Source organism: Ruegeria sp. CDSB022 (assembly GCF_059611145.1).
Genome location: NZ_JBXWOZ010000020.1, coordinates 40,404 through 61,232, shown reverse-complemented (window position 1 = coordinate 61,232; position 20,829 = coordinate 40,404). Strand labels below are relative to the sequence as shown.

Genomic DNA, 20,829 nt, shown 5'->3' with positions numbered 1-20,829 from the left:
ACAGGTGCCCGAAGGTCTTCCTCTCAGCAATCGCCATCGCAGCTCTCGTCATCTATTGGCTATGAGTCCTGACCCTAAGGTCCAAACTTGGCATTACCAATGGTAATAAGGATCGGTTCGAGGAGGGGCCGGGTTTAACTCCTGCTTTCCGTATCCCAAGGAATTCCGCTAGTGTCGGCACCGACCTGATATGAGTGATGCCGCCACATGATCGAAATCCGCGACCTGCAACTGCTCAGCGCTTTGGCGCGGCACCGGCATTTTGCAAAGGCAGCCGAGGAATGCGGGATTTCCCAGCCTGCGTTTTCTATGCGTATTCGCAACCTAGAGGATCGGTTGGGCGTGTCCATCGTCCGCCGCGCCAACCGGTTTCAGGGCCTGACCGAAGAGGGCGAGATGATCGTCCAGCGGGCGCGGCGCATTCTGGACGACACCAAGGCCTTGGAACAGCAGGTGCAGGCGGCAAAGGGGGAAATCACGGGGACTCTGATACTGGGCGTGATCCCGACTGCAATCGCCTTTACGGGCCGGTTGATCAAGCGTCTACAGCAGGCGCATCCGCGCATCATCACTCGGATCGAAACGATGTCGGCTACGGCCATTCAACATCGGCTGGACGAAGGCAGTCTGGATGCGGGCATCACATATGGCGACAGTATCGGCACCGATTTGCGGCAGGTACAGTCGCTGTATGAAGAAACCTATGTCCTGTTGATCCCGTCTCACATGACAGACGAAACGGGGCCAATTCCCTGGGCGCGGGTCGCCGAATTTCCGGTCAGCCTGCTTGAACCGCAGATGCAGAACCGCCGCATATTAGACCGGATTTTCGCAGAACAGGGCCTGCATCCTCATGTGGTCGCGGAAACCAGCGGGTTCACTGCCTCAATGGTCATGGCGCGTGAGGGATTGGCGGCCACCGTGGTGCCACGCGTGTTAGTACGGGCGTTGGGGGATCTGAAGGGAACAAAGGTTCTGCCTTTGGTCGATCCGGTGGTCAGCAAACCTATCTGTCTGGCGACCCTGACACGCGATCCGGAACTGCCAACGGTTGGAGCGTTGCGCGCGGTGGTGACGTCTTTGCGGTGATAAGGTGTCGTTATCGTGCGATTGAAATATGCGATTTGACGATATGCTAGTCTGATGAGACACGGGGCCTGAATCGGAGGGCATCATGGCACCATTAGATACCAAGCCATCAGGCGCGCCAAAGGGCGTCTGGAAGTCAGGTAAAGGCAAGGGGCGGCACACACCCAAAGGCCGTCAGTTCACGGATGAGGCACAGGCCGAGATCACGCGCCTGCTGGGCGATCGTCCCCGCCGTCGCGACCTTTTGATCGAATTTCTGCATCTAATTCAGGACGAACACGGCCATATCAGCGCCGATCATATTGCTGCGCTGGCCGTCGAGATGCGGATTGGTCAGGCCGAGATATATGAGACCGCCACCTTCTATGCCCATTTCGATGTGGTGAAAGAGGATGAAACCCCGCCGCCCGCGCTGACCATCCGCGTCTGCGATTCCCTGTCCTGCGAAATGGCCGGTGCCCAGCAGTTGCAAAAGGCGTTGGAAGACGGTCTTGATCCTTCCAACGTCCGTGTCCTGCGTGCGCCTTGCATGGGTCGTTGCGATACTGCGCCTGTGCTGGAGATCGGGCATAACCATATCGACCATGCCACCCCTGAAAAGGTGCAGGCGGCGATTGCTGCGGATGATACCCACGCCCATCTGCCCGCCTATGAAACCTTTGCGGCATATGAAGCAAACGGCGGCTATGCAAAGCTGAAAGAGCTGCGCGAGAGCGGTGATTGGGAGAAAGTACAGGAAGACATCCTGTCCTCGGGCTTGCGCGGTCTGGGTGGAGCTGGCTTCCCGTCCGGCAAGAAATGGGGCTTCGTTCGCATGAACGAAGGCACCCGTTATCTGGCCGTGAATGGCGATGAAGGCGAGCCTGGCACGTTCAAAGATCGCTACTACCTTGAACGCACGCCGCATGTCTTCCTTGAAGGCATGCTGATAGCCGCATGGGCGGTCGAGGCCGAGACCTGCTTTATCTATATGCGCGATGAATATCCGGCGGTGCTGGAAATTCTACGCCGCGAGATTGCCGAGCTGGAACAAGCTGGCCTGGTTGAAAAGGGATATATCGATCTGCGCCGGGGCGCCGGTGCCTATATATGCGGCGAAGAATCCGCGATGATCGAGTCGATCGAAGGCAAGAAAGGCTTGCCGCGTCACCGGCCTCCGTTTGTGGCGCAGGTTGGGGTCTTTAACCGTCCGACCTTGGTGCACAATGTCGAGACGCTCTATTGGGTGTCGAAAATCTGCCGCGAGGGGCCGGAATGCCTCAACAGCACGGAAAAGAATGGGCGCACGGGTCTGCGCAGCTATTCGGTCTCGGGCCGGGTGGCGCAGCCGGGCGTCTATCTACTGCCCGCAGGGTCGACCATTGTGGATGTGATTGAGGCCGCTGGCGGCATGGCCGAGGGTCAGACTTTCAAGGCGTATCAGCCGGGTGGGCCGTCTTCGGGTCTGCTGCCTGCGTCGATGGATGATATCCCTCTGGACTTCGACACCTTGCAACCACACGGGACGTTTATCGGTTCCGCTGCTGTGGTGGTTCTGTCCGATCAGGATACGGCCCGCGATGCTGCGCTGAACATGTTGCGCTTCTTCGAGGATGAAAGCTGTGGCCAGTGCACGCCCTGCCGGGCGGGCTGTGAAAAGGCGGTCAAGCTGATGCAGGCTGACAAGTGGGATCAGGATCTGCTGGAAGATCTGTGCCAGGTCATGGGCGATGCCTCGATCTGCGGTCTGGGGCAGGCGGCCCCGAACCCGATCCGTCTGGTCATGAAACACTTCGCTGACGAAATCTGAGGGAGACAGAGCCATGCTTGATGCAAGCCCAACCAAGACCGTCACCTTCAACCTGAACGGCGATGATGTCACCGTGCCCGAGGGCTGGACCATCTGGGAAGCCGCCAAGGGGCAGGGGTTCACCATTCCGCACCTGTGTCATAAGCCGCAGCCGGGTTACAAACCCGACGGCAACTGCCGCGCCTGCATGGTCGAGGTGGAAGGCGAGCGCACTCTTGTCGCTTCGTGCATTCGCCCTGCGGCGGACGGCATGGTGGTGAAAACCGACAGCGACCGTGCCGAGAAATCGCGCGCAATGGTCATGGAATTGCTGGTCGCCGATCAGCCCGAGGTGGCCCACGACAAATCCAGCCATTTCTGGGACATGGCCGAACTGAACGATGTCAGCGACAGCCGGTTCCCGGCCAAAGAGGTCGAGAAAATCCCGTTGCTGGATGACAGCCATATCGCGATGCGGGTTAATCTGGATGCTTGCATCAACTGCAACCTCTGCGTCCGGGCCTGCCGGGATGTGCAGGTCAATGATGTGATCGGGATGGCCGGGCGCGGTCACACCGCGCAGGTGGTGTTCGATCAGAACGACCCGATGGGCGATTCAACCTGTGTGGCCTGCGGCGAATGCGTTCAGGCCTGTCCGACCGGTGCTCTGATGCCAGCCACGGTGCTGGACGATCAGCAGGTTGGAGACAGCAAGGACTATGATTCCGAGACCGAAAGTGTCTGCCCGTTCTGCGGCGTGGGCTGTAAGGTCTCGCTCAAGGTCAAAGACGGCAAGGTGAAATATGTCGAGGGGATCAACGGCCCCGCCAATGAAGGCCGCCTGTGTGTTAAAGGCCGGTTTGGGTTCGACTATATCCACCATCCCCACCGCCTGACCAAGCCGCTGATCCGGCGCGAGGATGCGCCTGCCAAGGGGTTGAACGTCGATCCGTCAGACCTGTCGACCCATTTCCGCGAAGCGAGCTGGGAAGAGGCGATGGAACTGGCGGCAACCAAGCTGAAAGCGCTGCGTGATGAAGATCCGCGCAACGTCGCGGGCTTTGGCTCGGCCAAGTGTACCAACGAAGAAGCATATCTGTTCCAGAAGTTCATTCGTCAGGGATTTGGGCACAACAATGTCGACCACTGCACGCGTCTGTGCCATGCCTCATCGGTGGCGGCGCTGATTGAAAACGTCGGTTCGGGTGCTGTGACCGCAACCTTTAACGAGATCGAAAACGCGGATGTGGCTATCATCATCGGGGCCAACCCGATTGAGAATCACCCCGTTGCGGCGACCTATTTCAAGCAGTTCACCAAGCGCGGCGGCAAGCTGATCGTGATGGACCCACGTGGTGTCGGCATGCGTAAATTTGCTGATGAGATGCTGCAATTCCGCCCCGGTGCCGATGTCTCGATGCTGAACGCGATCATGAACGTGATCGTCGAAGAGGAACTGTACGACAGCCAGTACATCCACCGCTGGACCGAGAACTGGGAAGCCGAAAAAGAGCATCTGCGCGCCTACACGCCCGAGGCAATGGCGCCCATTTGTGGCATTGAGCCAGATCAGCTGCGTCGTGTCGCGCGTACCTTCGCGCAGGCCAAGGCTGGTCTGATCTTCTGGGGTATGGGCGTCAGTCAGCACATCCACGGCACGGATAACTCACGATGCCTGATCTCGCTGGCATTGATGACCGGCAATGTTGGTAAACCCGGCGCGGGTCTGCACCCGCTGCGTGGCCAGAACAACGTGCAGGGCGCGTCTGACGCGGGTCTGATCCCGATGTTCCTGCCGGATTATCAGTCGGTTATGGATGACGGCATTCGGGCACAGTTCAGCTCGGTCTGGGGATCTGAGGATTTCTCGAACGAAAAAGGCCTGACCGTCACTGAAATCATCGATCAAGCATATGCGGGTAATATCAAGGGCATGTATATTCAGGGTGAAAACCCAGCCATGTCCGACCCCGATGTAGGCCACGCGCGGGACGCACTGGCCAAGCTGGAGTTGATGATCGTGCAGGACATCTTCCTGACCGAAACGGCGAACTACGCCGACATCATCCTGCCTGCCTCGGCGCTGTATGAAAAGAACGGCACCGTGTCGAACACCAACCGTCAGGTTCAGCGTGTGCGTCCGGCTGTGGCACCTCCGGGTGAGGCGCGTGAGGACTGGAAAATCACCGTTGAGCTTGCGCAACGCATCGGGCTGAACTGGGATTACACCGATGTTAGCCAGGTGTTTGATGAGATGAAGCTGACCATGGCGTCGCTCGACAACATCACCTGGGAGCGGCTGGAGACCGAAACAATCACCTACCCGTCGCTGTCTGAGACCGATCCGGGCCAAGCGATTGTGTTTGGTGATGGCTTCCCTCGTGCCGATGGGCGGGCCAAGTTCACTCCTGCCAGTGTGATCCAGCCGGATGAAGCGCCGGATGAGGAGTATCCGATGATCGCCACCACGGGTCGTCAGCTTGAACATTGGCACACAGGGTCAATGACCCGCCGGGCCACGGTGCTGGATGCGGTTGAACCAGAGGCCAACTGTTCGATGAACCCACGTCAGCTAAAGCTGATGGGAATCGAACCGGGCGAGACCATTCGCCTGACCACCCGTCGCGGCTCGATCGAGATCATGGTGCGTGCCGACCGGGCGATTGCAGAGGACATGGTGTTCATCCCCTTTGCCTATGTTGAGGCGGCAGCGAATATCCTGACCAACTCGGCCATCGACCCTTATGGTAAAATCCCTGAGTTCAAATTCTCGGCCATTCGCGTTGAAAAGATCGAAGGCGTAATCGCGGCTGAGTAAGAGTGTCGGAGTAGAGTTTTTGAGGGCGGCCTTGCGAGGCCGCCCTTATAGGTTTCCGCGACGTCAACGGGAAAATAGGCATTTCCCACTCAGCTTTGCGCCATTTGCGCCATTTGCGCCATATTTCTCTGGTTTCAGCAATTTTAAACCTAAGAAAACGCCACCAAAGCGCCCATTTTGCGGTCGTGAGGTTAGGTCTTGATTGGGTTTGGAAACGAAATTGGGGAACCGATTGCGCAGGGCCCGAACCTGTGGGCAGTCGGGCCTAGGCGCCGAAGCCGAAATAGATGGTAGTAGTGCGATCAGAGCAACAAGGGCTGAATGAAACCGCAAGACGTGTATAACGATTTGAAACAGGCTGAGCTTTCGTTTGTCGTATTGCCGGGTATGTCGGTTGATGCGATCCTGAGCGAAGTCCTTAGTTTTTTCCTGTCCAGAAACTTCCTGATGTTTCTGCCCGCTTTGATGCTGTTGCTCCTTGGTGCGACGCCGTCATTGTTTGCTGAACCGCTAAACGGGCTGGGGCGATCGATCTATTGGATGTTCGGATTGCTGGGGTATATGGGTTCGGTGGTTCTGATGTTGCTTTTTGAGGCAGTCTGCAGCCGATATCTGGGCATCAAACGGTTTTTCACCCCGCTGACATGTTTTCCCGTTGCGTATGGGGCGATGAAGTTTGCCCAATTCGCAACGACAATGGTTTTCAGTACGTTTCTGTCTTTCAGCTTTGAAAACTCGCCGCTTTTGCTGCCTCAGTACTTTCTCGTCGTTGGAATTGAAGTGATCGTAATCGTTTGGGTTTTTCCACCTTATCTGGCCCGCCTGCGCGCCGGCGATCCGCAACCCGAGGACGAGCCGGATAGCAGAGTGGAATCCCGTGTTCCTGTGGCCAATGGTTTAGTGTCCGCCAATGGGCAAAATTTTTTGGCCAAGGATATCTTGTTCGTTCAGGCTCAGCAGCACTATGTCACCCTGCGTGTAGATGAAAAAGAAGTGCTGGTGCGTTCAACGTTCAAAGGCATCCTATCGCAAATGCCAGAATGCTATGGCCTACAGGTGCATCGGTCCTTTTGGGTTGCTAATCGGTGTGTGGATATTGCTAAAAGCCTGAATGAAGTCGGATATCTGGTTCTGGGCTGCGGCAAAAAGATCGCGATCGCCCGTAGCCGGCACGGCGCCGTGCGTGATTGGCTGTCCGAGATGGCGTCAGCGGAAAGCCCTCAACAGTTAAAGCTTCACAACAACAAACCTGACATCGTTCGGCGGAAACATCCGGCTTATCGGTTCGTTTAGATAATCCACCTTCCCATCGCTGCTGGGTACAGAATACGCAGTGGATGGGAAGGTGGGCAGTTCAATATTTTTAGTAATGAAAAGATTTGAATTTTGATCTTTTGCTTTCCCCGATTTTGAGTTTTTCCCCCTCTATAATCAGGTCGTACTGGTCAACAAGTCACTCGATAAAGACGCCGAAAACCAGGCGCTGCCTTCTTTTCCTGCATGGGCACGGATCTGGCAATGAAATTGGTACGAAACGTCAAAAATTCGAAACGAACGGCAATGAAAATTCGTGTCGCACGAAATGAATAGAGCGACTTGTGCATTCGCTGTCATGTTAAGAAATTGATAGTAAAGGGGTTAATGAAATTCCCTGCCTTCCTGTGATTTGGCCCGAAACTGTTGTCACAGATGCAGAGTTTCGCGCAGGATTAGTAGTCGCGCTCGAAAAAGACACCCAATCCCGTTTCCCCCCGCCCGTCAACGGTTCCGCGCATTGTGATATTATCGGTGACGTCCAGATTGAGGTTCACTTCGGTATTTCCTTCGGTGTTCACGTTGAAATCGGTATAGAGATTGTCACCCAGATACGCCCCGGCGCCCAAAATTCCGCCGCTTGACGTTGCTCCGATATCGACTGTGTCGACACCGGTCGACTCCCTCAGACCCTTGGTCGCATCCCCTCCTGCACCGCTGAGCTGCGCCAGCGAAGCCGCCATCTGGGCAATGACAAAGGGCGACAGCTCAGAGAAACGGTTGCCAAACAACAGCATGGCCAGCGCCTCTTCTGCTGGCCGTTCCGGATCCGAGAACACGTTGACCTCGGGGGCGTCCAGCGGCCCGGCGATTTCGATTGTAGCGGTCCCGTCCGAGGTGCTGTTTGATGATTCAAATTCGATATAGGGTGTCAAGTCGCCTTGTAGGGTCACGATCCCTTTTGTCAGGGCCAGCCTGCGGCCCAGAATGTCGAAATTGCCTCGGATTAGAGCGATCTGGCCCGAAGGAATGATCGAGGTTGTTGTTCCGCCTATGTACAGCTGTCCGCCGAGTTCGGCATTCACGCCTCGACCTCGGACAAACACGGCCTTGGGGGCGAGCAGAGCGATGTCCAGCGCAATACGGGAATCGCTTTGGGTGGCATCGTCCTGTTTTACCAAACGGGCACGTTCCCGAGTCCGATAGCTGGTCGCGTTTTCGTTGATATGTTCGATCTCTGGTATGGGTGCAGCGCCGACCGCACCCGAGGCGGCGGCGAGGTTAATATTGGTTTCCTCGAATGTAATTTGCCCGACTATTGTGCTGTTGCCGGCCAAAGCTCCGGTCATTGCGATTTGCCCGTTCAGGATCGTCTCGTACAAAAGCTGATCCGTCAGCACGAGACGATTGAGCGTGGTCGTAATTTGCGCATTGAACGGAGGCGTCAGGTCAATCGGGCCCGCGACGGTGAAATTACCCCCGGCGCGGGTTCCACCATTTAGGGAGATGTTGGCGCGGTTGTTGGCCAACTCGACCGCGCCGCTGATGCCGGTAATGGTCTGACCGGCACCCGGTATCGCCAACGAGGTTCCAGAGGTCGTGATCGACCCGCTGAGCGCCTCAAGCGAGGGTTGGCCATTCAAGCTAAGGTCGTACCGCGCAGTCCCGTCGATTTGGTTGGGGGTGATGAACAGGTTTGCGATACCGATATTAACCCCGCCTTGCGCCTGCAGATCGGCGTTTCCTGTGGTTTCATCGAACGTGCCCGAGATTTCGCCGGTGATCTGTGCCGGACCCTGCGCCGAAGAGTTGATGGTCCAGACGCCTGCCTTGCGCTTTGCGGTCCCATTGGCGGTGATTGTACCTGGAAAGTCTGGGGCGAAACGCTCGACCTTGTTTAGCTCGGCGTCAAAGTCCAAGTCTGCCGATCCGTCAGAGCCGACCGACCCCGTCAGCGACGCGTATGAACTGTCCGGCCCACGCAAGCTGACTCTTCCTTCAAGGCCCGAAGCTGTTGGCGCGGCGTTGCCTTCCAGCGTCAGTGGTCCTGACAACGTCTTGGAAATCCGCGCCAGATCGTCCAGCTCTACCGAATAGCTCAGCCCTCCGGTCTCTTTGCTGACCTGACCCGAAGCGTCTGCGGTCAAGGCCGTGCCCCGCAGTTTGAAGTTTTGGACATTCAGACCCTGATCACTGTTCTCGGCATCGACACGCAGCGTCGTTCGACCTTCGATCAGTTTGTCGACGAGACTGATGCCAATCTGGACGTCCTGCGCATCGACATCGCCGGCTATGTCGAAGGTTTGGCTGGACAAAGCTCCGTTGCCATTGATATCCGCGGTAACCGACCCGGCAAGATCCCGGCCCGCGAGATCCGAAAATAGCGAAAGATCAGGGACAGTCACCTGTGCCTGACCATCAAGAACTAGATTGCCGGTTGGGTCATTGATCGACGCGCTTACTTGTGCTGTCACGGCCCGTCCGTTGATGGTGGCTTTGCGTATGTCGATAAGGTCTCCCGTTTTCGCACCATCCCAGGTGATCACGGTTTTGCCTGCAAGCAGAGGATCGACTTCTGACATACCTGTCTGCAGATCCTGCGTCGTAATGCTGGCCGTGCCATCAAACTCTTGCGTCTGCAGGGTGCCTTTGCCGTCCATTTGTGCGCTGAGCGACCCGCCAAGCTGCCGCTGGGCCAGCCCGGAAAAGACCGAGAGGTCGGGCGCGTTGAGGCTGGCCTGACCGTCGATTGTCAGATTGCCATCAGGCGTGGTCACTTCGCCACTGGCCTGTGCCTGCGCGGCCTGACCGTTCAGTTTGAACTCGCGTATGGATATTCCATCCGCGCCACGACGAGCATCCAGAGCGATGGTGGTCTGGCCGGTGATTACGGGGTCGATATCGTCGCGACCGGTCGATAGGTTGTTGCCCTGAACAACCACTTTGCCATCAAAGCTGCCCTCAAGCGGAGAGCCCTTGCCCTGAACCTCTGCCGACGCCGACCCTGCCAGTTCCAACTGGGCAAGGCCAGAGAACCGGGACAGGTCGGTAGCGTCCAGCGTAGCCTTGCCATCAACAGCCAATCCGCTGGTCAATCCACTGATCAGCGTGTCCAGCGCCAGAGTGTAATCCGACCCGACCAGTTCGAAACCGGACAATGTCAGCGACTGGTCATCACCATACTCAAACTGCCCGTCCAGCGTGATGCGATCTCCGACGGCTGTATTCTGGTTCGGATCGGTCAGATCAATGCCCGTGACGCTGGCTTGCAGATCGCCGTTTACTGTAAATCCAAGGGTCTGATCGAGCACGCCTTGCGCGATAATTTGCATGCTCTCAAGTTCGGCTTGGGGGGATTTGAACTTATCTGCTGTCAGGCTAAGATCCCAGAGATTGCCGTTTTTCTGATCAAACAAGGTCGAGATATGCGCGGACTTGATTGTTTTGTCACCACCGCCAACCGGAAGCGTGACCGCCTGTCCCTGCGGCGGGGTAATGCGTCCCTGCAAGGCGGCAAACTGCAATGTGCCACCTTCGGCAAGGGCCAACTTCCCTTCAAGGTTCAGGGCTTGCGTTGCAAGCTGAAGATCGGACAGGTCCAGCGCCCCTTCGGGCAGGGTCTGGCCCTGCACGAACAGCCGCGAGTCCGTCCCGAAAAACGGGTCGATTGCAGGGCCGACGAAGGGTGTCAGGTCTCCGTTCAGATCGGCGGTAAATGCTATGCCTTCCGCAGTGTCGTCAGGGGCCGAACCAAGCCGAACCTGCCCGGCCAGACGCTGCTGCCCGTCACTGCTCAGCCCGATATCGGCGGTGAAATCCGTCAGCGGTCCGGCACCTTTTGCCGTCAGCTCGATCGTTGGGCTGTCGGGAATGTTCAAAGCGGTCGAAATAAGCCCGCCGGATGCCTCGGCCACGTTCAGGTCCAGATTGATCTCGCTTGTCGAGTTGTCGAACCCGGCGGTCAGTGTGATCTCATCTCCGGCACGATCCAGCCGCACCACGTCGAGATTGGTGTCCAGCGTTCCATCAGCAAGCGACAGATTGCCGGTGACGGATAAGTCGGCGGCTACCCCAATCAGCGGCTGCCCCAGCGACAGCTGATCCACGCGGATTTCGCCGATTTCAACTGCGACAGGCAGCTCGGGCAGCTGGAATGTCTGGGTTTCCGCAGAGGGAGGAGGGGCATCTTTGGTTGTGGTGCCCGGCGCACGGGCTACGTCGATCTCTTGCGCTGTCAGCGCATTGACCGAGAACCGCCCACGTATCAGGGCCAGTCTGTTCCAATCCAGTTCGGCATCTTTGATGGTCAGCCAGACGCCCTCATCATCCGATACCGTGATCTCTGCGATTGTGGCCCGTGCGCTGAGGGCGCCTTGCAAGCCTTTGACGGTTACGTTCTGATCATCACCGGACAGGGTATCCTGCAGAAACTGCTCTAGCATACTGCCGCCTTCGTCCTGCGCCAGAACGGGGTAGGGCACCCACAGCAGAACAGCCGCCAAAACTGGATATGAGAAACGATGTGTCAAAATGCCTGACCAATTCCGATGTAAAACTGCAATCCGTCCCCGGTGCCGCCCTGAACGGGAAGGGCGAGATCAAGACGCAGGGGGCCAAAACCACCGAGGTCATATCTGATACCAAGCCCGGCGCCGGAATGGCTCTCTGCAGCGCTGCTGACAAAAGAGGACGTGTCGACAACACCATAATCATAAAACCCGACCAGCGATATTGTCTCGGTGATTTTGCCGCGAACTTCGCCAGATAGACCGAGGAAAGACTTGCCGCCAGCAACCTCATTGCCAACAGGAATGCCGAGGCTTTCATAGGGCTGACCGCGCACAGTGCCCGCACCGCCCGAAAAGAACAGGAAATCGGGTGTGACCCCGTCCAAGGCGGGTCCTACAATCGACCCAATCTGGACCCGTCCGGCCAGCACGAGACGACCTTGCGTCCGCAGACTGGTATAGGCACGCGCGTCCGCAAACATCCTGAGGCCTGTTTCTGTGTCGGACAGGCCGACAAATGGCATCACACGGGCATCCAGGTAATAGCCATTGGCGGCGCTGACCTTGCTGTCCCTTTCATCCCATTCGGAGCGGAACGGCAGGATGAAATAGCGGAACTTACGCCCGTCGCCATAGGCGTCATCTGCATCCGACCACTGAAACCCGGCGGATGCCTCGGCGTATAGGCGGTCTGAAAATGTGCGTCTTGCACCATAGGCCATAGACGTCACCGTCACGTTGTAATTGTCGGTGTTGCGACGTTCCAGAAGGGCGCTCCAGAACGTACTGTCATCGGGGCCCAGCCGGTCGGGCTGATCCAGCCGCAGCCCGATGCGCCCGTCCAGATCCTCGGCCCCGCCAATATTGCGCAACGATGCCTCAAACCGCAGGCGTTGGGCGCGGCGGAACACGTTGCGATGCGTCCAGGTCGTCGACAGCTCCATCCCATCGCGCGAGGCCACTTCCAAACCGAAGGTCAGGCGGCGTTTGGGCATGTCTTCAAGATAGACATCGAAATCCAGGGAGCCATCAGGGTTGGGAGTGTCGTGCTCTTCGATCGAGACAATATTAAACGTGCCGGTGCGGCGAAGCCGGGTTCCGACCTTTTGCACCTGCTGGGGGGAATACACCTCTCCGGTTGGGAAGCCGGCGATTTGTTCGACGGACCTGTGGCGAACATCGCTGTCGCCTTTGATGTACATTTTTCCAAAGCTCAGACGCGGTCCCGGGGCGAGGTCAATGCGGGAATCCAGCTTTGCCTGGGCGTGGCGGGCAATGACTTTCTGGCCGCTGACCTCGGCCTTGGCATGACCAGCGTCACGCCATCCCTGCACGCCTGCTGACGCGGCTTGCTGAATGGCGCCGGTGGTGGCCAGTTTGCCCGACGCATAGTCTTCGGGAAGAACCGTTTCGGTCGCGATTGGCCGGACCACCGCCTGGCCAAATGTGAAGGTTGGGCCGGTTTTAACAGCAATCACGATTTTGTTGATCTGATTGGGCACGTTGAGTGAACTGAGTTCCGCCGCCTCTTTCCCGTCCAGTTTAATGCTGACGACGGGACTGAAATAGCCTTCGTCATAAAGGATCTGAACAATGGTGGTATAGTCCGACAGGGCCGCTGACAAAAGTTCAAGCGGCGTGTCCAGCCCGCGGGATTCTGCGGTTGTCACCGATGCGGTATCTTCGATCCGTTCAACCAGCGCTTTCGGAGCGCCCGGTGCCGTGAGGACGGTTTCCAATGCGGCCAGCGATGTGGGCAATGTGGCGACGACTATTCCGAACAGACAATTTCTCACAAAGCTGCATTGTCTTATTCGCTGCATCTATTGGCTCCAGCTGCCCCAACTAGAAATTAATTTCGGCGCCTTTTCGGATGTGGCGGCCCCTTAAGGATAGTTAGAACATCTGTAATCGTGTAGGGGAAGCGTTTATCGTTTGGCCAAGAAAATTAACGGAACAAGTGATGGCTCAGTGCCAGTTCAAAGGCCAGCATTGCGGAACCAGCGAATGATCGCCGCGCGATCTTCCGGTTCCATATAGGTGACATTTGCGGGTGGCATGGCGTGACTGACACCGGCCTGCAGGTAAATCTGTTTCGCATTGCGGGCGATGTCACCTTGGGTTTCCAGAAGAATGCCCTTTGGCGCCCACAGGATGCCGTCCCAAACCGGTTCGCGCGCATGGCACATGGAACAGCGCCCCAGAACGACATCATGTGCCTGTTCGAACCCGTCTGCTTCAGCGTATTTCTGCTCAAAAGCGGTGAGCGGCTGCGCCTCGGCCTCCTCCAGAGGTTTGTACATAGGCGCGGTGGACAGCCACATGATGGCGATGAATAGCAGAGCGGTCACCAGCCACGTCCAGGTCGGATCACCGGCGCGGGCGTGGCGTGTATTGAAGTAGTGACGGATTGTGACACCCATCAGAAATACCAGCGCCGCAATGATCCAGTTGTATTGGGTGGCAAAGGCCAGCGGGTAGTGGTTCGAAAGCATCAGGAAAACCACAGGCAAGGTCAGATAGTTGTTATGAGTCGAACGCAACTTGGCGATCTTGCCGTATTTCGGGTCCGGGGTGCGGCCATTCTTAAGGTCGTCTACGACGATGCGCTGGTTCGGCATGATGATGAAGAATACATTCGCTGTCATGATCGTGGCGGTGAATGCGCCCAGATGCAGCATCATCGCGCGCCCGGTGAATATCTGGTTGTACCCCCAGCCCATCACCACCAGCAGGACAAACAGCAGCACCATCAGTAATGTTGGGCGCTCACCCAGACCGGATTTGCACAGGAAGTCGTAGATAAGCCAGCCCATAGTCAACGAGGCAGCCGAGATCAGAATGCCCTGCCACAGCGCCAGATCGGCCTTTTGGGCATCAATCAGATAAAGCTCTCCACCAACCCAGTAGACGATCATCAACAGCGCAGCTCCGCTAAGCCAGGTGGCATAGCTTTCCCATTTGAACCAGGTCAGATGATCCGGCATCCGCTCGGGTGCGACGAGGTATTTCTGAATATGGTAAAAGCCGCCGCCATGTACCTGCCATTCTTCCCCGTCGGCGGGGCCGGGGATATCCCGGTTCAGGCCAAGGTCCAGAGCGATGAAGTAAAAGGATGATCCGATCCAGGCGATAGCAGTGATTACGTGCAGCCAGCGCACAGCAAATGCCATCCAATCCCAGAACACGGCGAATTCAAACATGAGAGTTCTCTCCAGTAGGTTATAGTCACCCTAGGCAAACTGGCTTTTCTTCGGTATTCCCGTATATTGTCAAACTGTATCAAAAAAAACGATAAGATGTCCTATCTCGACAATATTCGCACCTTCGTTCGTGTCTATGATCTGGGCAGCATGTCTGCTGCCGGGAGGGATTTGCGTGTTTCACCGGCGGTGACTTCGGCGCGAATATCGCAGCTTGAGGATCATTTGGGCGTGCGTCTGTTTCAGCGGACTACACGTAACCTCAGCCCGACCGAGCAGGGACGTGCGTTTTACCCCGGAGCGGTTGCGGTCCTGGATGCCGTAGATGAAGCCGAGGCGCAGGTTGTTCACCTGACCGAAGCCCCCCGCGGGTCACTGTTCGTAGCCGCGCCTTTGGGCGTCGGGCGCAGGTTATTAGCCCCACATGTGCCGGATTTTCTCTCGGAATACCCCGAAATTGATGTGCGATTGCGCCTGACCGACAGGTCAGTGGACCTGACGACCGAAGGATTGGATCTGGCCTTTTTCATTGGTCAGCCCGAGGACAGCACCCTGCGTATTCGCAAGATCGCGGATTGCGCGCGGGTTCTGTGTGCCGCACCGGACTATGTAAAACGCAGGGGGATGCCGCAAAACGGAGCCGATCTTGTGTCCGACAAGCACGAGTGTCTTAACCTGCGGTATCCCGGCGCTGCGGAGTTTCAGTGGATGCTGGAAACTCCAGACGGGCCAAAACGTTATGCCGTGTCGGGCCGGTTTGAATGCGATGACGGAGATGTTTTGACCGATTGGGCGTTGTCAGGGCAGGGGATCGCGATGAAACCTGTGTTTGAGGCAGCGGAACATCTCAAGGCAGGACGTCTGGTGGTGGTTGCGAAGGAGACACCTCCTGTCTCTGTTCAGATGGCGTGTCTCTATACCCATCGACGTCACCAGGATCCCAAGGCGCGTTTGTTCATGGATTTCATGATCGCGCGAATTGGCAAGGTTGTGCAAAACTCGGACATCAACGGTTAGCAAAGGCTCCCGGCCGCGCGTAAATTTTCTCGAAGAGCTGTAACCGTCACTATCCGCGCCGCGCCCAACAGGTGCGGCGCCCGGCTCAACAGGAGGAGGCCCGGCAGGGGCGATCGACGGGTGGGAGGTTCGCCCGGTCAGTTAGCTGCCACGATACGTGGAGTAGCTGTATGGCGAAAGCAAGAGCGGCACATGATAGTGGGCGTCTGCTTCAGACATACCAAACCTGATTGGAATCTCATCCAGGAACAGCGGTTCGTCATCCGCCTGGCCAGAGGCGCGCAGATAGTCACCCGCGCTGAAAACAAGTTCATATTCCCCGGTTTCAAAGTTTGCTTGCGGTAGTATTGGGCTGTCTGTTCGCCCGTCTGCATTGGTCAGCATCTCAGCCAGTTTGTGGCGTCCGTCCTGGGTAATCGCGTACAGAGCAATTTTCAGCCCCTCTGCGGGACAGCCTTTGGCGGTGTCCAGAACATGGGTTGTCAGGTATCCTGCCACGCGTTTCTCCTCATATTCCGATCACCGCAACGAGTGGTTGTTGAAAACCGCAAACTGCAATCGAGTATTGTTTGACGCAGTCTGGGGTGAAACCCGAGACTTTGGGAATGCCGAAAGAAAAGGAAACAGCGTTCGGATTGATTTGATAATACTGCTTCCAATTCTGCGGTAAAGCGTAGGTAGTGTAACACAACTGAGACGGAACATTCATGCAGCCCCCTCGCTATCCCCGTGACATGATCGGATACGGAGCCAACCCGCCAAACGCCCAGTGGCCTGGCGGAGCAAATCTGGCCGTTCAGATTGTGCTGAACTACGAAGAGGGTGGCGAGAACTGCGTGCTTCACGGTGATGCCGCGTCCGAGGCCTTTCTGTCCGAGATTGTCGGCGCAGCGCAATGGCCAGACCAGCGTCATTGGAACATGGAATCGATCTATGAATATGGGTCGCGGGCAGGGTTCTGGCGTCTGCACCGCTTGATGAAGGACTTGCCCATAACCGTTTACGGTGTTGCGTCGGCGCTGGCACGGTCGCCCGATCAGGTTGCCGCCATGAAAGACGCAGGTTGGGAGATCGCAAGTCACGGCCTGAAATGGGTCGAACACAAGGATATGTCTGAGGCGGAAGAGCGCGCTCAAATAGAAGAGGCCATCCGCCTGCATACCGAGGTCGTGGGGGAACGTCCCTATGGTTGGTATACCGGCCGGTGTTCCGAGAACACCGTGCGTCTGGTGGCCGAAGAGGGGGGCTTTGCCTATGTGGCGGACACCTATGCGGATGATCTGCCCTATTGGATGCAGGTCTCTGGCCGGGACCAGTTGATCGTACCATATACGCTCGATTGTAACGATATGCGCTTTGCAACGCCGCAAGGTTTCAATTCGGGCGATCAGTTCTATTCCTATCTCAAAGACAGTTTCGACGCGCTTTATTCCGAGGGTGAAGCCGGTGCGCCCAAGATGTTGTCGATTGGTCTGCATTGCCGCCTGATCGGTCGTCCAGGTCGGGTCATGGCGCTGAAACGGTTTCTGGATTATGCGCGTGGGCACGCGGATGTCTGGTTCGCGACCCGTCTGCAGATCGCCCAGCATTGGGCAGCGCAGCACCCGCCTGTTTCAGGTCCAAAGCCGTCAGAAATGGCGCGGGACGCTTTCGTAGCCGCTTATGGCGGGATCTTCGAACATTCGGCGTGGATTGCAGAGCGCGCCCATGGGCTGGAACTCGGCGCGGCTCACGATACTGCCGGCGGGTTGCACAACGCATTGACGCGCATGTTCCGTTCGGCCTCGGATGAGGAGCGGTTGGGCGTGCTGACCGCGCACCCGGATCTGGCAGGCAAGCTGGCACAGGCCAAGCGACTGACGCAGGAAAGCACGGCGGAACAATCCTCGGCGGGGCTGGATGCGTTGACGGATGCCGAACGCGATGCCTTCACCGATCTGAATAGGCGCTATACCGACAAGTTCGGATTTCCCTTCATTATTGCTGTGCGTGATCATGACAAAGCCTCTATCCAGCAGGCGTTTCAGCGGCGGATAGATCAGGACCGGGAAACCGAATTCGCCGAGGCCTGCCGACAGGTCGAGCGTATTGCCGAATTCCGCCTGAGGGATGTGCTGCCTTCATGAAACAGATCCGGACTGTTCCTTTAACGCCTGACGCTTTTGCCCCGTTCGGAGATGTGATCGAGGCATCGGGCGACCCGGACAAGATCATCAACCAGGGCCAGTGCGGGCGTTTTCATGACCGGGCGGCCCTTGATTTCGCGGGCGGCCGCGCCGGGATCAGCCTGTTCAACGCCAACCCCCGAACCCTGCCGTACCAGTTGGATATGGTTGAACGGCATCCTGATGGCAGTCAGGCCTTTGTTCCCATGACCCATCAACCCTTTCTGGTCGTTGTAGCACCAGATGTTGACGGGCAGCCGGGCGAGCCGTGTGCCTTTGTCACCCGGCCCGGTCAGGCGGTGAATTATCATCGTGGGACGTGGCACGGCGTTTTGACACCATTGCATGGCCCTGGATTGTTCGCCGTTGTTGATCGGATCGGCGATGGGCCCAACCTGGAAGAATACTGGTTCGATACCCCTTTTCAGGTGGTGTCGTAGCCAAATGAAGCCGCAGCATAAGCGGTAAGACCCCCGTGAATCTGACAGAGAGGACAGTAACTCATGGCTGACACTTCAATAGGGACACCCGAACAGCTTCGGGATCCAAATTATACCCCGGCGCTGCACAAGGCAGTTCCGCTGGGCATTCAACATGTTCTGGCGATGTTCGTTTCGAACGTGACGCCTGCGATCATCGTTGCAGGGGCCGCCGGGTTCGGGTTCGGTTCGAACTCCCCCGATTTTCCCGAACTGCTGTACCTGATCCAGATGTCGATGCTGTTTGCCGGCGTCGCGACCTTGCTGCAAACGGTGACGATTGGCCCGGTAGGAGCGGCTTTGCCTATTGTTCAGGGCACCAGCTTTGCGTTTCTGCCGATCATGATCCCGCTGGTTGCTGGCAAAGGCGTCGATGGTCTGGCCGCATTATTTGGCGGTGTCATTATCGGTGGGGTGTTCCATGCCCTGCTGGGCACGGTGATTGGCAAGATCCGTTTTGCCTTGCCACCTCTGGTCACAGGTCTTGTGGTGACAATGATTGGTCTGGCGTTGGTCAAGGTCGGCATTCAATACGCCGCCGGAGGGGTTCCGGCCATTGGAACGCCTGAATACGGCTCGGCGCTGAACTGGTCGGCTGCTTTGGTCGTGGTTGTGGTAACGCTGGGGCTGAAGTTCTTTACCCGCGGAATGCTTTCGGTTTCCGCCGTTCTGATTGGTCTTGCGGTTGGGTATGTCTATGCCCTGATGGTTGGCATGATCACGTTTGAGGCAATCGGAACAAGCTGGAGCCGCGCTGCAACTTTCGCCCTGCCTGTGCCCTTCAAGTATGGGTTCGAGTTCTCATTCGCCGCCATAATCGGGTTCTGTCTAATGGCCTTTGTTTCGGCAGTTGAGACGGTGGGGGATGTGTCGGGTGTGACCAAAGGCGGAGCCGGGCGCGAAGCCACGGACAAGGAAATCACCGGTGCAACCTATGCTGACGGCTTCGGCTCGGCCCTGGCGGGCGTGTTCGGCGGCTTACCCAACACGTCGTTCAGCCAGAATGTCGGGCTGATCGCAATGACCGGCGTCATGAGCCGAAATGTCGTCACCATCGGCGCCTTGTTTCTGATCCTGTGCGGCCTGGTGCCCAAGGTTGGCGCGATCATCCGCACCGTTCCGATCGAAGTACTGGGCGGTGGCGTCATCGTCATGTTCGGGATGGTTGTCGCCGCGGGTGTTTCGATGTTGTCCGATGTGGATTGGAATCGGCGCAACATGGTGATCTTTGCCATCGCGCTGTCAATCGGGTTCGGCCTCCAGCTCGAGCCGGGTGCGGTGCAACACTTGCCCGATACTCTGGGCATCCTGATGAAAAGCGGGCTGCTGCCTGCGGCTCTGATCGCCATCGTGCTGAATCTGATCCTGCCGGATGAGTTGGCCGATGAGGCAACCGAAGAAGTTTCGGGCGGCATGTCGGGGCACGGGTCGGGCAGCCTTCCCGGCAAGTAACCAAATGAAAATCGGCGGATCGCGTTAGGTCGCGGTCCGCCTATGTGTCGGCCATCATACGAGCGACATCCAGCATGCGGGCTGAAAACCCCCATTCATTGTCATACCAGCCAAAAACACGAACCTGAGTTTCGCCGATCTGCCGGGTTTCTGGCCCTGCGATGATCAGAGATTCCGGCCGCGTCCGCAAATCGGACGACACCAGCGGCTCATCCGTCCAACCCAGAACGGGAGACTCTGCAACGGCTGCGCGTAGGGCGGCTTCAAAATCGCAGGCGCTCAGGCCGCGCTTCAGCGTCACAATCAGATCAACCGCGGAAACGCTTGCCGTAGGCACCCTGACCGCCGCGCCCGAGATGCGCCCGGCCAGATGGGGCAGGACTTCGTCTATCAAGTGCATAGCGCTGGTGGTGGTCGGGACCATCGACAGCGCTCCGGCGCGTGACCGTGCCAGATCACCACGCGGAGCGTCGATCATCGGCTGGCTGTTGGTGTAGCAGTGGATGGTGGTCATATGGCCCGACGCAACACCAGCGATCCCGTCCAGAACCTTGACCAGCGGAGCCAGCCCGTTGGTGGTGCAAGAGGCATTTGACACGATCCGCGCATTGCCCAGCAGATCCTCATTTGCACCCAGAACGATTGTGGCCTCGGTCGCAGGCGATGGGCCGGAAATCAGTACTTTCCTTGCCCCTGCGGTCAGGCCCTGACTGGCAACATCCGATGTCCGGGCAACGCCGGTGCAGTCCATCAGGACATCTACACCGGACAGATCAACCCGGCTTAGGTTGGGGCTGTGTGTAACAGAAATAGCGTGCCCATCGACAACCAGTTGTGCAGTTCCCTGTTCCACTTTGCCCGGATAAGGCCCAAAAGTGCTGTCGTACTTGAACAGATAGGCGCAGGTCTCTAGCGGTGCGATATCGTTGATCAGCACCAGTTCGATGTCGTGACCGAGCGGCATCGCCAGAAGCTGCCGCAAAATCGTGCGGCCGATGCGGCCGAATCCGTTAATTGCGAGTTTCATGCGCAAGCTATGGCAGTGGCTTGGATCAACCTCAATGCCAGTTTCCTGT

At 57.5% G+C, this 20,829-nt stretch carries 13 protein-coding genes; 8 read left to right on the top strand and 5 right to left on the bottom strand.

What is annotated here, in order from left to right:
- The first annotated feature begins 207 nt into the window (after window positions 1-207).
- From AC2FIZ_RS19305 to AC2FIZ_RS19290, 4 genes are all read left to right on the top strand, one after another.
- A complete protein-coding gene (locus tag AC2FIZ_RS19305; protein ID WP_142640095.1) occupies window positions 208-1,089 on the top strand; it encodes a LysR family transcriptional regulator in 882 nt (293 codons plus the stop codon).
- Window positions 1,090-1,174: 85 nt separating this feature from the next.
- The gene (locus tag AC2FIZ_RS19300) at window positions 1,175-2,878 is read left to right on the top strand and encodes an NAD(P)H-dependent oxidoreductase subunit E (RefSeq protein ID WP_496791485.1); all 1,704 of its coding nucleotides are present in this window, start codon (window positions 1,175-1,177) and stop codon (window positions 2,876-2,878) included.
- 13 nt (window positions 2,879-2,891) lie between these two features.
- A complete protein-coding gene (fdhF, locus tag AC2FIZ_RS19295; RefSeq protein WP_496791483.1) occupies window positions 2,892-5,675 on the top strand; it encodes a formate dehydrogenase subunit alpha in 2,784 nt (927 codons plus the stop codon).
- Between the two features lie 321 nt (window positions 5,676-5,996).
- Complete coding sequence (locus tag AC2FIZ_RS19290) at window positions 5,997-6,968, top strand: LytTR family DNA-binding domain-containing protein (protein WP_281996054.1); 972 nt, start codon at window positions 5,997-5,999, stop codon at window positions 6,966-6,968.
- Window positions 6,969-7,384: 416 nt separating this feature from the next.
- Here AC2FIZ_RS19290 and AC2FIZ_RS19285 read toward each other — a convergent pair whose 3' ends face one another.
- The 3 genes from AC2FIZ_RS19285 to AC2FIZ_RS19275 form a co-directional block, all read right to left on the bottom strand.
- Entirely contained in the window at window positions 7,385-11,458 is a 4,074-nt protein-coding gene (locus AC2FIZ_RS19285) for a translocation/assembly module TamB domain-containing protein (RefSeq protein ID WP_281996055.1), read from the bottom strand.
- Entirely contained in the window at window positions 11,455-13,260 is a 1,806-nt protein-coding gene (locus AC2FIZ_RS19280) for an autotransporter assembly complex protein TamA (protein ID WP_281996056.1), read from the bottom strand. Before AC2FIZ_RS19280 ends, AC2FIZ_RS19285 begins: the two co-directional genes overlap by 4 nt.
- Before the next feature lie 156 nt (window positions 13,261-13,416).
- Complete coding sequence (locus AC2FIZ_RS19275; protein ID WP_281973832.1) at window positions 13,417-14,640, bottom strand: urate hydroxylase PuuD; 1,224 nt, start codon at window positions 14,638-14,640, stop codon at window positions 13,417-13,419.
- A 96-nt stretch (window positions 14,641-14,736) separates the two neighbouring features.
- On the opposite strand from AC2FIZ_RS19275, the gene AC2FIZ_RS19270 reads away from it, so the two are divergent.
- A complete protein-coding gene (locus tag AC2FIZ_RS19270; RefSeq protein ID WP_142640107.1) occupies window positions 14,737-15,657 on the top strand; it encodes a LysR family transcriptional regulator in 921 nt (306 codons plus the stop codon).
- Between the two features lie 141 nt (window positions 15,658-15,798).
- On the opposite strand, the gene uraH is transcribed toward AC2FIZ_RS19270, so the two are convergent.
- Window positions 15,799-16,155 (bottom strand): hydroxyisourate hydrolase, encoded by a 357-nt coding sequence (uraH, locus tag AC2FIZ_RS19265; RefSeq protein ID WP_142640109.1) that lies wholly within the window; start codon window positions 16,153-16,155, stop codon window positions 15,799-15,801.
- 209 nt (window positions 16,156-16,364) lie between these two features.
- On the opposite strand from uraH, the gene puuE reads away from it, so the two are divergent.
- The 3 genes from puuE (at window position 16,365) to AC2FIZ_RS19250 (ending at window position 19,753) form a co-directional block, all read left to right on the top strand.
- On the top strand, window positions 16,365-17,783 hold the full coding sequence (gene puuE, locus AC2FIZ_RS19260; protein ID WP_281996057.1) for an allantoinase PuuE: 1,419 nt from the start codon (window positions 16,365-16,367) through the stop codon (window positions 17,781-17,783).
- Entirely contained in the window at window positions 17,780-18,262 is a 483-nt protein-coding gene (locus tag AC2FIZ_RS19255; protein WP_281996058.1) for an ureidoglycolate lyase, read from the top strand. Before puuE ends, AC2FIZ_RS19255 begins: the two co-directional genes overlap by 4 nt.
- A 63-nt stretch (window positions 18,263-18,325) precedes the next feature.
- The gene (locus tag AC2FIZ_RS19250) at window positions 18,326-19,753 is read left to right on the top strand and encodes a nucleobase:cation symporter-2 family protein (protein WP_142640116.1); all 1,428 of its coding nucleotides are present in this window, start codon (window positions 18,326-18,328) and stop codon (window positions 19,751-19,753) included.
- A 40-nt stretch (window positions 19,754-19,793) separates the two neighbouring features.
- Here the strand turns inward: AC2FIZ_RS19250 and AC2FIZ_RS19245 are convergent, their stop codons facing one another.
- A complete protein-coding gene (locus tag AC2FIZ_RS19245) occupies window positions 19,794-20,780 on the bottom strand; it encodes a type I glyceraldehyde-3-phosphate dehydrogenase (RefSeq protein ID WP_281996059.1) in 987 nt (328 codons plus the stop codon).
- Window positions 20,781-20,829 lie beyond the last annotated feature (49 nt).